This is a genomic window from Arcicella sp. BE140 (genome assembly GCF_031456255.1).
Classification (GTDB): Bacteria; Bacteroidota; Bacteroidia; order Cytophagales; family Spirosomataceae; genus Arcicella; species Arcicella aquatica.
In genome coordinates this window covers 173,439-186,379 of sequence record NZ_JAVDUE010000001.1, presented here as the reverse complement: position 1 = coordinate 186,379, position 12,941 = coordinate 173,439, and the positions used below count along the sequence as shown (strand labels likewise).

Annotated in this window: 14 protein-coding genes; all 14 read left to right on the top strand. The window is 36.1% G+C overall.

The features are described 5' to 3' along the window. Positions 1-25 precede the first annotated feature (25 nt). The 14 genes from J2Y60_RS00770 to J2Y60_RS00705 all read left to right on the top strand — a co-directional run bounded on the left by J2Y60_RS00770 (position 26) and on the right by J2Y60_RS00705 (position 12,917). Complete coding sequence (locus tag J2Y60_RS00770; protein ID WP_309912722.1) at positions 26-655, top strand: DUF177 domain-containing protein; 630 nt, start codon at positions 26-28, stop codon at positions 653-655. A gap of 72 nt (positions 656-727) precedes the next feature. Further along, positions 728-922 carry a 50S ribosomal protein L32 gene (gene rpmF / locus J2Y60_RS00765; protein WP_309912724.1) on the top strand — a complete coding sequence of 65 codons (195 nt, stop codon included), beginning with the start codon at positions 728-730 and terminating at the stop codon, positions 920-922. 173 nt (positions 923-1,095) lie between these two features. Next, positions 1,096-2,034, top strand: coding sequence for a phosphate acyltransferase PlsX (gene plsX / locus J2Y60_RS00760; RefSeq protein ID WP_309912726.1), 939 nt, complete (start codon positions 1,096-1,098; stop codon positions 2,032-2,034). An 80-nt stretch (positions 2,035-2,114) separates the two neighbouring features. Continuing rightward, complete coding sequence (locus J2Y60_RS00755; RefSeq protein WP_309912728.1) at positions 2,115-3,104, top strand: beta-ketoacyl-ACP synthase III; 990 nt, start codon at positions 2,115-2,117, stop codon at positions 3,102-3,104. A gap of 185 nt (positions 3,105-3,289) precedes the next feature. Continuing rightward, entirely contained in the window at positions 3,290-3,853 is a 564-nt protein-coding gene (gene efp / locus J2Y60_RS00750; protein WP_309912730.1) for an elongation factor P, read from the top strand. A gap of 19 nt (positions 3,854-3,872) precedes the next feature. After that, positions 3,873-4,352 (top strand): acetyl-CoA carboxylase biotin carboxyl carrier protein, encoded by a 480-nt coding sequence (gene accB, locus J2Y60_RS00745; protein ID WP_309912733.1) that lies wholly within the window; start codon positions 3,873-3,875, stop codon positions 4,350-4,352. A gap of 78 nt (positions 4,353-4,430) precedes the next feature. Then, positions 4,431-5,774, top strand: a complete 1,344-nt coding sequence (gene accC, locus J2Y60_RS00740; RefSeq protein ID WP_309912735.1) for an acetyl-CoA carboxylase biotin carboxylase subunit — start codon at positions 4,431-4,433, stop codon at positions 5,772-5,774. Positions 5,775-5,941: 167 nt separating this feature from the next. Continuing rightward, the gene (locus J2Y60_RS00735; RefSeq protein WP_309912738.1) at positions 5,942-8,452 is read left to right on the top strand and encodes a TonB-dependent receptor plug domain-containing protein; all 2,511 of its coding nucleotides are present in this window, start codon (positions 5,942-5,944) and stop codon (positions 8,450-8,452) included. Between the two features lie 113 nt (positions 8,453-8,565). Beyond that, entirely contained in the window at positions 8,566-8,925 is a 360-nt protein-coding gene (locus J2Y60_RS00730) for a hypothetical protein (RefSeq protein WP_309912740.1), read from the top strand. Between the two features lie 108 nt (positions 8,926-9,033). Continuing rightward, positions 9,034-10,113 carry a F0F1 ATP synthase subunit A gene (gene atpB / locus J2Y60_RS00725; protein WP_309958939.1) on the top strand — a complete coding sequence of 360 codons (1,080 nt, stop codon included), beginning with the start codon at positions 9,034-9,036 and terminating at the stop codon, positions 10,111-10,113. Positions 10,114-10,165: 52 nt separating this feature from the next. Next, positions 10,166-10,411, top strand: coding sequence for an ATP synthase F0 subunit C (gene atpE, locus J2Y60_RS00720; protein ID WP_184129022.1), 246 nt, complete (start codon positions 10,166-10,168; stop codon positions 10,409-10,411). Positions 10,412-10,638: 227 nt separating this feature from the next. Then, a complete protein-coding gene (atpF, locus tag J2Y60_RS00715; RefSeq protein WP_309912744.1) occupies positions 10,639-11,133 on the top strand; it encodes a F0F1 ATP synthase subunit B in 495 nt (164 codons plus the stop codon). Positions 11,134-11,215: 82 nt separating this feature from the next. Next, positions 11,216-11,755 carry an ATP synthase F1 subunit delta gene (atpH, locus tag J2Y60_RS00710; protein ID WP_309912746.1) on the top strand — a complete coding sequence of 180 codons (540 nt, stop codon included), beginning with the start codon at positions 11,216-11,218 and terminating at the stop codon, positions 11,753-11,755. Positions 11,756-11,843: 88 nt separating this feature from the next. Beyond that, positions 11,844-12,917: a CHC2 zinc finger domain-containing protein gene (locus tag J2Y60_RS00705; protein ID WP_309912747.1), complete on the top strand. Its 1,074-nt coding sequence runs from the start codon at positions 11,844-11,846 to the stop codon at positions 12,915-12,917. The last annotated feature ends 24 nt before the right edge of the window (positions 12,918-12,941 follow it).

Here is a 12,941-nt window from a genome sequence, read left to right as displayed (position 1 = left end):
TTTGCAGTCTTTTCGATGAAACCAAGTGAATAAGAGCATATTAAATACATTTAAGATTGACATCTTCCGCCTTGAAAACAAGCATTATGTGCATGAATTTGAGGGAGGTGATGACTTTTTTGTGGCATTAGAGCAAGATTTAATCGAAAAAGGGAATTTCAAAGCAACCGTTACTTTAGATAAATCGGAAGTAATGATTCAATTATTGTATCATATTGTAGGTTCTGTAGAACTCACTTGTGACCGTAGTTTGGATACTTTCGACTTCCCTGTGGATATTACCCAGAAAATGATTTTAAAGTTTTCTGATCATACCGAAGAGATTACAGATGAGTTAATGTTGATTGATAGAAATACACAGTATATCAACGTAGCTCAAGATATTTATGAATTCATTGGTTTACAGATTCCAATGAAAAAGCTTCATCCCCGTTTTCAAGTTGAAGAGCAAACATTTTTATCAAGTTTGGATGATGATGATTTAGACGAAGACTTTGAAGATTTAGTGTGGGAAGATGATGACGAGGGAGAAATTGTTTATTCTACTTCAACCGGAGATTCAGATGATGATGACGACGATGAAGAAAAAACAAACGATGATGAACCCGAAATAGACCCACGCTGGGCTATTTTAAAGAAATTGAATAATAATTAATAATTTGGCCACCATACTGGCAAATTACGTTTTTAGATAAATAAAGAATAACAAAATTAAAGAAATAAGCAAATGGCACATCCTAAACGCAGACACTCGACAACTCGTAGAGATAAAAGACGTTCACACGATTTTGGAACTCCAAAAACAATCACTACAGATCCAACAACTGGAGAAATTCACTTACGTCACCGTGCTCACGTATTTGAAGGAAACTTATTTTACAAAGGTAAAATGATTGTAGAAGGTTATGCTGTTCAAGCATAATTAATTGATTTTGGGAATTGTCTATCTCTTAATGTGCTGAATATCAACATTCAAACGAAGAATTGACAAAAAACTATCAGTTTTCAAAACTATTTTCAAACAAAAACGCTGTTTCACACTTCATAAAATGTTATTTTTGTCATTCCGTTAGTGAATAACCAAATAATAATTGAATGAAGATAGGGATTGATGCAATGGGTGGAGATTTCGCCCCAAAAGCTATCGTTGAAGGAATAGTATTGGCAGCTCAAGAATTACCTGCTGGTGTAACCATCGTTTTGATTGGTCAGACGGCAGCAATTCAGCAGATAATTGATAACCAAAATTTTACGGGTTCTAACATTGAAATTGTGGAAGCAAATGAAACAATAGAAATGGGTGAACATCCTGTAAGAGCATTACAGTCTAAACCCAATTCCAGTATCGGAGTTGGGTTTAAACTTTTAAAGACAGGAGCAATTGATGTCTTTGCTTCTGCGGGCAACACAGGTGCAATGATGGTAGGTTCGTTGTTTTCTATCAAAACGATAGAAGGCATTCAACGCCCTCCTATTGCTGGTTTTGCACCACAGATAGACGGCAATTTGGCCGTAATTCTTGATATTGGTGCCAATGCTGATGTTAAACCTGAGATGTTAGCTCAGTTTGGTCTTTTAGGTTCTATTTATGCTAAAGCAACGATGGGGATTGAATCGCCCAGAGTAGCTTTGATGAACATTGGTGAAGAACCCGAAAAAGGTTCGGTTATCGTTCAGCAAGCCTATAAGTTACTCCAAGAAGAAAGAAAAATAAACTTCATTGGTAACATTGAAGGCAAAGACTTTTTCAAGGCAAAAGCCGATGTTATTGTAACAGATGGTTTTACAGGTAATATTCTCTTGAAAATGGGAGAATCTCTATACGGAATTTTGTCTGAAAGAGGAATTAAAGACGACTTCATAGACCAAACAAATTATGAAGCCGTTGGGGGTAGTCCGATTATTGGCGTCAACGGAAACGTTGTTATAGCACATGGTTCTTCGTCGGCACTTGCCACCAAAAATATGGTTCATCTTTGTCATCGCATTGTTGAATCTAAGCTAACTGAAAAAATAAAAAAAGCGTTTGCTTAAAGTAATAAGAATGAGCGAATAAAGATGTTGGATAATCTACGTTGATTTTCAAATATTATTCGAGCATTTCCCATATAACCATGACCAAAATCACTGCAGCAATTACCGGAGTACAAGGTTATGTACCCGAAGATATATTGACCAACGCTGACCTTGCAAAATTTGTTGATACCACTGATGAATGGATAGTAAGCCGAACGGGCATTAAAACACGTCATATTCTACGTGGAGAAGGAAAAGGTACATCTGTAATGGCAATAGAGGCAGTTAAGGGTTTATTAGCCAAAACAAACACTAAGCCAGAGGAAATTGATTTATTAATTTGTGCTACTATCTCTCCTGATCATTTTTTCCCAGCTACTGCCAATATTATTTGTGAGGCAGTAGGCATCCCTCATGTTGGGTCTTATGACCTAGCAGCCGCTTGTTCTGGCTTTTTAAACGCCCTTGTTACTGGTGCTATGTTTATTGAAGCTGGTAGATACAAGAAAGTAGTAGTAGTGGGTGCAGACAAGATGTCTTCAATTGTTGATTATACTGACAGAACTACTTGTGTACTATTTGGCGATGGTTCGGGTGCTGTTTTATTAGAAGCTAATACTGAGGGCTTGGGTATTCAAGATTTCATATTGAAGTCTGATGGTTCGGGTGCGAATCACTTAATCCAAAAAGCTGGAGGAAGTGCTTACCCTCCTACTCACGAAACAATTGACCAACGTCAGCATTATATTCATCAAGAAGGACCAGCTGTATTTAAATTTGCCGTAACCAGAATGGCCGATGTTTCAGCTGAAATTATGGAACGTAACCAGCTTACTGGGGAAGATGTAGCTTTCTTAGTACCTCACCAAGCGAACAAAAGAATTATTGATGCTACGGCAAACCGTATGGGAATAGGTCCTGACAAAGTGATGTTGACTATCCAAAAATATGGTAATACCACAGCCGCTACTATTCCTTTGTGTTTGTGGGATTATGAATCGCAATTAAAAAAAGGAGATAATTTAATTCTAGCAGCATTTGGCGGAGGATTTACTTGGGGAAGTATCTATCTGAAATGGGCATATTAAGCCTAAACTGACAACAATATCCCTCGCAAAATTTCTAGTATTTATTTATTTCACTATTTATCAATAAAAGATTAATTTTGCGGATACTTTATTCATATTAACAAAATTTATTTAAAATAATAATAGCGATATTACTGGATGATTATTTAATACTACTAATCATTATTGTAATATCAATAACAAAAATGGCAACTACTGCAGACATCAAAAACGGTTTAGTAATTAAATTCAATAATGATTTATTTTCAATTATTGAATTCTTGCACGTGAAACCAGGTAAAGGACCTGCTTTTGTAAGGACAAAATTAAAGTCATTGACTTCTGGTAAAGTGATTGATAATACCTTCAACTCAGGCGTAAATATCTACCCCGTACGTGTTGAACGTAGAGTATTCCAATATCTTTATGCTGAAGAGTTTGGTTATACTTTTATGGATAATATCACTTTCGAGCAAATCACGCTTAATAAAGAGATGGTTGAAGCGGCTGACTTGATGAAAGAAGGCCAGGAAGTTGAGATTTTAATTAATGCCGAAACTGAATTGCCTATTTCTTGCGAAATGCCTCCATTTGTTGAGTTAACAGTCACTTATACTGAACCTGGCATAAAAGGTGATACAGCTAACTCGCCGAAAAAACCAGCTACTGTAGAAACTGGAGCAACTATTATTGTACCATTATTCATCCAAACAGACGAAAAAATTAAAGTCGATACTCGTACATACGAGTACGCTGAAAGAGTAAAGTAATCCCTATAACAGTCCTAACATGGAAAATAAAGAAATTCAGAAACTCCTTGATTTTATTGCACAATCAACGCTTGATGAAGTAAACATTGAAACTTCGGAGTTAAAATTATCTGTTAAACGTTATGGTGCAGCACCAGTAATTCAGCAAGTAGCAGCTCCACAAGTAGCCGTTGCTGCTCCAGCGGTGGCTCCTGCAACATCAGCGGCTGCTCCTGCGGCACCAGCTACTCCAGCGGCAGCTCCAGTAGTTCATGCTAATAGAGTTACTATCAAATCACCAATGATTGGAACGTTCTATCGTTCTGCTAGCCCAGATTCACCAGTTTTTGTTGAAATTGGTAAAGAAATTACAAAGGGTAAAACTGTTTGTATCATTGAAGCAATGAAATTATTCAACGAAATTGAATCTGAAATTTCAGGTAAAGTAGTTGAAATCTTGGTTGAAAATGCAACGCCAGTTGAATTTGACCAACCATTATTTGTTGTAGAACTGGCTTAATTTGAAGATAGAATAATTTGCTAAACCTTTAGTTATCAAATTATAAATTCTCAAGTTTTCAAATGCTCAAATTGAATCATGTTTAAAAAAATATTAATTGCCAACCGAGGTGAGATTGCTCTTCGCATCATCAGGACTTGTAAAGAAATGGGCATTAAAACGGTGGCTGTTTATTCAACTGCCGATCGTGAGAGCCTTCATGTAAAATTTGCTGATGAAGCCGTTTGTATAGGCCCACCACCAAGTCGTCAATCTTATTTAAATATTCCTGCTATTATTTCTGCTGCCGAAGTTACTGGTGCAGATGCGATACATCCAGGATATGGTTTTTTATCTGAAAATGCTGAGTTTTCAAGGATTTGTGCTGAATATGGTATCAAATTTATTGGGGCTACCGCCGATCAAATCAATTCGATGGGTGATAAAGCAACAGCTAAAGATACTATGAAAAAATCAGGGGTTCCTGTAATTCCTGGTTCTGATGGATTAATTGATACGGTAGAAGAAGCAAAAGCTTTAGCGAAAGACATCAAATACCCAGTTATCATCAAAGCTACTGCTGGTGGTGGTGGCCGTGGTATGAGAATCATCCGCAAAGAAGAAGAATTTGATAAGTTGTGGACAGATGCTAAAACTGAATCAGCTGCTGCATTTGGAAACGATGGTCTTTACATGGAGAAATATGTAGAAGAACCACGCCATATCGAAATCCAAATTGTTGGAGACCAATTCGGTACGGTTTGTCACTTATCAGAACGTGATTGCTCTATCCAACGTCGTCACCAAAAATTGTGTGAAGAAACGCCTTCACCAGCCCTTACACCAGAGTTAAGAGCTCGTATGGGTGAAGCAGCTATCAAAGGTGCTGCTGCTATTGGTTATGAAGGTGCTGGAACGATTGAGTTTCTTGTTGACAAAAACGGAGACTTCTACTTCATGGAAATGAATACGCGTATCCAAGTAGAACACCCGATTACTGAAGAAGTTACTGATTTTGACTTAATCAAAGAACAAATAAAAGTAGCTGCGGGCGAACCTATTTCAGGGCAAAACTATTTCCCTAAATTATTTGCTTTAGAATGCCGTATTAATGCTGAAGACCCTAAAAATGGCTTCCGTCCGTCTCCAGGGAAAATCACGAACCTTCACCTTCCGGGTGGTCGTGGTGTGAGAATCGACAGCCACGTGTATTCTGGCTATACTATTCCACCAAACTACGATTCAATGATTGCGAAAGTAATCGTATCGGGACAAACCCGTGAAGAAGTTTTACTTCGTATGAAACGTGCTTTACAAGAATTTGTGATTGAAGGAATTAAAACTACTATTCCCTTCCATATTAAATTAATGGATGACGAACGTTTTAAATCTGGAAACTTTACTACTGCCTTCATGGATGGTTTCGACCTTACAACGCTGTAGTGTTAAAGGAATATAAATAAAAAGATGACCTCAGTTTTGATTAATTGGGGTCATCTTTTTTTTGTACCCCATTAAACCCCACCTATCACAAAATAATTGTGTTTGTAAACACCAACTAAGATATTTGAATCGTTTAAAAGGTATTACAACAAAACCCACCTAAACGCATGAATCGCAAGCTATTTACTTTTTTATCTATCACCCTCTTTATCACCTCTGCCTTTACTTTTATGGAAGATGGAGACGATTTTATTGAAAAATTAGTCGCCAAATTCGAGAAATTCCATCATGAAAATCCACAAGAAAAAGTTTATTTACAGCTCGATAAACCTTATTATCTAGCAGGTGAAACTATTTGGTTCAAAGGCTATTTGTTTGATGCTACTTATCATAGAATAGATTCTGTCAGCAGAGTACTATACGTTGACTTAATAGATGAATCAAAAGGCAAAATTATTGCACAACGCACTTTAAAATCTGATGGTTCAACATTTGGTGATATTCTCATTCCTGATTCTTTAGCAGAAGGGAGTTATCAAATCAGGGCTTATACCAATTATATGAGAAATTTCTCAGAAGAGTTTTTTTTCAGACAAGAAATAAAAATTTGGGAAGGTACTTCAAAAAATAAACTCACCGAAACCGCAGGAAACAAATTACAAGAAGTTGCTGATTTACAATTTTTTCCAGAAGGTGGAAATTTAGTAGTGGGTCTTCAAACGAGAGTAGGTTTCAAAGCTGTAAATATTGCAGGTAAAGGAGTGGAACACGAAGGGTTTGTATTGAGTAGTACTCAAGACACTGCCGCAGCCTTCAATTCTGAACATTTAGGAATGGGATATTTTAATTTTACCCCTGAAAATCTAGAGACCTATACCGCATACGTCAAACAAAAAGATGGCACATTCAAGTCTTTTGTTTTACCTACAGCCTATCAGCAAGGCTATACAATGGCGATTGATAATGTATCGAACAAAGAAAAGATAAAAGTTTTCATTTCTAATAGTACACCCATTCCTGCCGATAAAGCCAAGGACATTGTCATTATAGCACAACAAAGAGGACAAATTTGTTTTGTAGCGAAGGGTTCTGAAAAACTAAAATCTTTTGGGGTAAGTATTCCTAAAGATAAAATTCCTGACGATGGTATCATACAAATTACGATGTTTGATTCAAAAGGCGAACCAAGATGCGAACGTCTCGTTTTTGTACAGCAAGACAAACAGATAAATTTAAAAGTTAGCACAGATAAGGCAGTCTATAAAAACAGGGAAAAAGTAACGCTGAATTTGGAAGCAACTGATAAAGCAGGGAAACCCTTAAAAGGTGATTTTTCTGTGGCCGTAACTGATGCTGGGCAAGTAATTCCTGATGCTTTTCAAGGTAATTTATTAACTTATTTATTATTGACTTCAGATATTGCTGAGAAAAAAACAGGCGAATACTATGCAAGTTTAAAAGGTAATATAGAGCAACCTGCCTATTATTTTGAATCTAATAATGAAAATGCCTCTAGACATTTAGATATATTAATGCTAACGCAGGGCTGGAGACGATTTGTTTGGAAAGATATTATTGACAATAAAAAACCTAGCTTTCAGCATATTTTAGAAACAGGGTTGAGTGTAACAGGAAAAGCCTTACGTCCCAATGGTAAACCTGCGAATAATGTAAGCCTGACATTGATGTTGAAAACGCAAAATGAAAATCCTCAGATTTTAATGAGTAGTGCAGATTCTTTAGGGAACTATGCTTTTTACGGCATTGATTTTAATGATAGTACTCAAGTTTTTATACAAGGCATGAAAGATAAAGGAAGCAAGAACCTTCAGGTATCTATTGACCCACAACCAAGTGCGCCCAAAGTACAGATTATAAGAACCCCTTTTAATCCTATAGAATTTGATGCCAAAGAACTTTCGGATTTCCTAAAAAAAGCGAAAGATGCTATTGAACTAGAGAAAAAATTAAAGCTTAACAAAGTTCAGATGCTGGATGAGGTAGTGGTGAGAGCTAAAAAAGAGACCACTCCAGATTCTCGTAAAATTTATGGTAGGGCTAGTAATACGATAAAAGTAGATAATATTTTATGTGCTGGCGCTACCAACGTATTACAAATGTTACAAGGTAGAGTACCAGGGGTACAGATTTCGCCTGATGGAAGTGGTGGATATAAGGTAATCATCAGAGGGGTAGGCACCATTAACGGAAGCACTGACCCACTGGTTGTATTAGATGGTATGGCAACATCCGTTGATATTCTTACGGGTATTAATCCTTGTGATGTTGATGAAATTGATATATTAAAAGGGGCAGATGCCGCTATTTTTGGTTCGCGAGCTAGTAACGGCGTAATTTCTATTTTGACTAAAAGAGGTGGAGCAAACTACGATTATTCAAAAGACCCTGCCTTGGGTGTTGCTCTTCAAAAGCGTTTTGGATATCATGTAGCTCGCGAATTCTATGCTCCTAAATACGATGTTGATAAACCAGAAAATGTTCGTCCAGATTTTCGCTCTACACTCCATTGGGCTCCTAATGTTCAAACAGATTCAACAGGGAAAGCTACCTTAACCTACTGGAACACAGATGCAAAAACAAGTATCAACATTGTAGTAGAAGGAACAGCATTTAGTGGAGGCATTGGTATCGCTAAAAATACTTATCAAGTAAAATAAGGATTAGCTCAAAAAATAAAAAAGCTACTTAACGTATTTCGTTGAGTAGCTTTTTTTATGATTCTCCTTTTCTGAAAGTTAGTCTTTGCCTACCTTTGCAAAAATTATTGATTATGCTTAGAATCATTATCCTAACGATTGTCTTGGGTTTGGTATTTTATTTTTCACCACAAATAGGACTTTCCCAATATCTTCATTCTTATAAATGGATAATATTGGCTTTCTTTTTTGCGGTTTCTTACCTGAATCATCTGTTGGCACAAATGGGGTTTGCTAACAATCGCGAGCACTTTGTACAATTCTATTTAGGTGGTATTGTAGCAAGGTTAATTCTAAGCCTGATTTTCGTTGGGGTAATTGCTTATATGGGTACAAAGGACATCTATATCTTTATTACCAATTTTTTTGTACTCTATTTATGTTACACAGGGTTTGAAATTTACGGATTGTATCGTAACTTGCGACACTTTTAGAGGTGAATCAATTAGTTTTATTTATAAAGCATTGATTATCACCAACCAAGAGTAAAGATTATTATTAAGAATATTCAAAAAACAACCATATACTTCCAAGAAGCCGTGATGAAGAAAGTGTATTTTTCAAATATTTTAGCTTTTTTATTTTTGTTCTCTTCAGTAACTTTTGCTCAGCATGAGCATAGTGCTGATACAACAGCTACGCCTACTACTGAAACTAGCACAGAAGCCGTAGAAGGCAAGCATGAAGAAAGCCATGGCGAAGCGAAATTCGAGCCAGGTAAACTTATCCTTGAGCACATCGGTGACGAACACGAATGGCACTTTGCTACTATTGGACATTCGCACGTTTCACTTCCATTGCCATGTATCGTTTTTACAAAAGATGGCTTGAAAGTATTCTCTTCAAGTAAGTTCAAAAACGAACACCATGAAGCTGTTTCTTATGAAGGACTTAAATTAGAACATCACCATATTGTTGCTGAAGATGGTTCTGCGGTTTATGATTTTTCAATCACTAAAAACGTAGCTTCTTTGTTATTAAGTGCTGTGCTGTTATTGACTATTTTCTTCTCAGTAGCAAAAGGATACAAAGAACGTGAAGGAAAAGCACCGAAAGGATTGCAGTCGTTATTAGAACCAATCATCATTTTTGTTCGTGACGAAATTGCAAAAAATAACATTGGCGAAAAACATTACAGACGCTTTACGCCATACTTATTAACATTGTTTTTCTTCATCTGGATTAACAACCTTTTAGGATTATTACCAGGTGGTGCAAACTTAACAGGTAACATCGCAGTAACGTTAGTATTAGCATTAATTGCCTTTTTTGTAACTAACCTTAACGGAAAAAGTACTTATTGGGGACACATATTTGCGATGCCAGGCGTACCGAAATGGTTATTAATTTTATTAACACCCGTAGAAGTTATCGGTTTGTTCATGAAACCGTTCTCTTTAATGGTTCGTCTTTTTGCTAACATCAGTGCAGGACACATCATTTTATTGAGCTTAATTTCATTAATTTTTATCTTTGAAAGTATCGCAATTAGTCCAATCATCGTTGGTTTCTCTATTTTCATGAACCTTATCGAATTATTGGTAGCTTTGTTGCAAGCATATATCTTCACCATGTTGACATCAACTTACATTGGTTCAGCCGTTGAAGAGCACCATCATTAATATTTATTCAAAACGTTTTTCAAATTAATTTAACAAATAAACAATTACAATTATGTCACTTTTGTCAATCTTAGGAGAAGTTTCTTTAGGTTTAGGTCTTGCTGGTTTAGGTGCTGGTGTTGCAGCTATCGGTGCTGGTTTAGGTATTGGTCGTATCGGTGGTTCTGCAATGGAAGCTATCGCTCGTCAACCTGAAGCTTCTGGAAAAATCCAAGGTGCTATGTTGATCGTTGCAGCATTCGTTGAAGCCGTAGCTCTTTTCGCAGCGGTAATCTGTTTGTTGGTAACGTTGAAGTAATTCAAAACCAACTGATTAGTGTTCATATCTGAAAAAATTAGTTTTTTGGTAATTGAATCCTATTCAAAAGCAAAATTTGAAAATCAGCAAGTAAAGCATTAGGCTATTGCTGATTTTCATCTTAAAAAAATATCAAATGTGCACTATACATTCTCTAAGTCAGAAAGTTAGTTTACGTTTTTAGAAAGCATTCATAGAAATTTTCACATACAAAATCACAGACAACGATGGATTTAATTACCCCTGGTCTTGGTCTAATAGTTTGGCAATTAGTAATTTTTGGTCTTTTGTTTTTCTTGTTATCAAAATTTGCTTGGAAACCAATCATGGCATCTTTACAAGAAAGAGAACAATCAATTGAAGATGCTCTTTCTTTAGCAGCAAAAACTCGTCAAGAAATGGCGGAATTGAAAGCTGGTAATGAAAAACTAATCGCAGAAGCACGTGCTGAACGTGACAGAGTTTTAAAAGAAGCTAAAGACGCTAGCGAAGCAATGATTGTACAAGCTAGAGCTGAAGCTCAGAAAGTTGGTGCAGAAGAAATCGAGAAAGCTCGTGCTGCCTTCAACCAAGAAAAAGTAAGTGCTGTGGCTTCATTAAGAAAAGAAGCTGCTACTTTATCACTTGAAATCGCAGAAAAAGTATTGCGTACTCAGTTAGCTGACCGTGCTGCTCAAGAAGCTTTGGTAAATACTTTGTTAGCTGATGCTAAATTAAACTAATATCGATTAGTTGATATTACGATTTGAATAAAGAATGAGGATACTTATTATCTAAATTCAACATCAAAAATCCAAAATTAAAATGTCCCAGCAAACCGTTGCATTCAGATATGCCAAATCTTTGCTTGATTTGGCGATAGAAAAAAACGTTGAAGCTCAGGTATATGAAGACATGAAACTCTTCAACCAAGTCTGCGACGAAAACCATCAGTTTTACTTACTGTTGAAAAACCCTATCGTATCTCACTATCATAAATTGACGATACTTAGAAAACTTTTCAAAGGTAAGGTAGACGATTCTACGATGTCTATTTTTGAAATTATTACTCAAAAAAATCGTGAGTCAGTATTAAAACTAATTGCTGAAGATTACCTTGTTCAATATGAATTATACAAAGGTATTCAGAAGGCTTATGTTACTACAGCTACTCCACTGACAGAAGCACAAAAAGCTGAATTCCAGCAGGTTGTTGCCAATACCACTGGAAAGAAAGTAGAAATCATTGAGAAAATTGAAGAAGATTTAATTGGTGGATATATCCTTCAAGTAAACGATCGTCAGATTGATACTTCTGTAAAAGCAAGACTTAATGACTTGAAAATGAGATTTAGTAATAACTAATCGTCATTGATAAATATCTCAACAACAACCCGTTAGAACTTATTCTTACGGGTTTTTTGTTGTAAAACATATATCATATCCTCTCCTGATGAACATTTTAGACGAGCTCAACCAAGTATCTATCCTACAAATTGCAGAAGATTTGGGACTTGACGTTAAGCGACAGCGGATGATTTGCCCATTTCATGAAGATGATACGCCATCGTTGGTGCTATATCCACATACCAATAGCTTTTATTGTTTTGGTTGTGCCAAAACTGGAAACAGCATTAGTTTGTATTCAGAAATCAAGAAAATGGATATAAAATCTACTATTCAGGAAATGGCAGTAGAATATATCCCAGGTTTTGAAAAGCATCCGACATACACCAAGAAAAAACTACCTACTAGCAATTTGTTTGATGTTGCCGCCATCAGACGAGTACAAGAAAAAGAAAAGCCAACTGAAGAAATACATTCTCAGATTTATGAAGCCTTTCGTAATTTTTGTTTACAACAGCCATCAAATGAATTGTCTCAATCAGCACTTGCATATTTAAAGCAACGTGGCTTTACAGATAAGACCATTAAAGACTTTAATGTATTTGTCATTAAAGATTATACTGAAGTAACTTGGTATTTAAAACAACATTTCGCAACCCTCGACTTACAAGAATCAGGGCTATATAATACCAAAAACAACCTCATTTTTTACGCTCATTCATTAATCATTCCTTATTATCGCGAAGATCGAATTGTTTATTTACAAGGCCGTGTGATTAATAAACCTATCGATGGTACCAATCGCTATTGTTTCTTGAATAACAAGCCTTTAACACTATTTAATGCCGATGTTTTAAAGAAGACTAGAACTGGAGAAACCGTATATGTTACCGAAGGGGCTTTCGACTGTATGCGTTTAGTTCAGGAAGGGAAAACGGCTGTGAGTTTAGGAACAGCCAATATCTTCAAAAAAGAATGGGCAAAATTATTTAATCGAGTCAATGTGGTTTTTTATTTAGATAACGACAAAGCGGGCCATAAGGCAGCAGAGGAACTAGAAAAGATTTTTACGCATTTTAATATCTCTTGTACTCGCAAGAATCTTCCAGATGAATATAAAGATGTAAATGACTATTATACAGGGAAATTGGGGAGTAATGAGCAGTTGGGAATGTTTTAAATTGAATTTCCTATTATAAAACAA

What these genes read in the sequence shown, in the direction of transcription:
- rpmF (WP_309912724.1), top strand. Translation starts at nt 728, where the DNA reads ATGGCACATCCTAAACGCAGACACTCGACAACTCGTAGAGATAAAAGA.
- plsX (WP_309912726.1), top strand. Translation starts at nt 1,096, where the DNA reads ATGAAGATAGGGATTGATGCAATGGGTGGAGATTTCGCCCCAAAAGCT.
- J2Y60_RS00755 (WP_309912728.1), top strand. Translation starts at nt 2,115, where the DNA reads ATGACCAAAATCACTGCAGCAATTACCGGAGTACAAGGTTATGTACCC.
- efp (WP_309912730.1), top strand. Translation starts at nt 3,290, where the DNA reads ATGGCAACTACTGCAGACATCAAAAACGGTTTAGTAATTAAATTCAAT.
- accB (WP_309912733.1), top strand. Translation starts at nt 3,873, where the DNA reads ATGGAAAATAAAGAAATTCAGAAACTCCTTGATTTTATTGCACAATCA.
- accC (WP_309912735.1), top strand. Translation starts at nt 4,431, where the DNA reads ATGTTTAAAAAAATATTAATTGCCAACCGAGGTGAGATTGCTCTTCGC.
- J2Y60_RS00735 (WP_309912738.1), top strand. Translation starts at nt 5,942, where the DNA reads ATGAATCGCAAGCTATTTACTTTTTTATCTATCACCCTCTTTATCACC.
- J2Y60_RS00730 (WP_309912740.1), top strand. Translation starts at nt 8,566, where the DNA reads ATGCTTAGAATCATTATCCTAACGATTGTCTTGGGTTTGGTATTTTAT.
- atpB (WP_309958939.1), top strand. Translation starts at nt 9,034, where the DNA reads ATGAAGAAAGTGTATTTTTCAAATATTTTAGCTTTTTTATTTTTGTTC.
- atpE (WP_184129022.1), top strand. Translation starts at nt 10,166, where the DNA reads ATGTCACTTTTGTCAATCTTAGGAGAAGTTTCTTTAGGTTTAGGTCTT.
- atpF (WP_309912744.1), top strand. Translation starts at nt 10,639, where the DNA reads ATGGATTTAATTACCCCTGGTCTTGGTCTAATAGTTTGGCAATTAGTA.
- atpH (WP_309912746.1), top strand. Translation starts at nt 11,216, where the DNA reads ATGTCCCAGCAAACCGTTGCATTCAGATATGCCAAATCTTTGCTTGAT.
- J2Y60_RS00705 (WP_309912747.1), top strand. Translation starts at nt 11,844, where the DNA reads ATGAACATTTTAGACGAGCTCAACCAAGTATCTATCCTACAAATTGCA.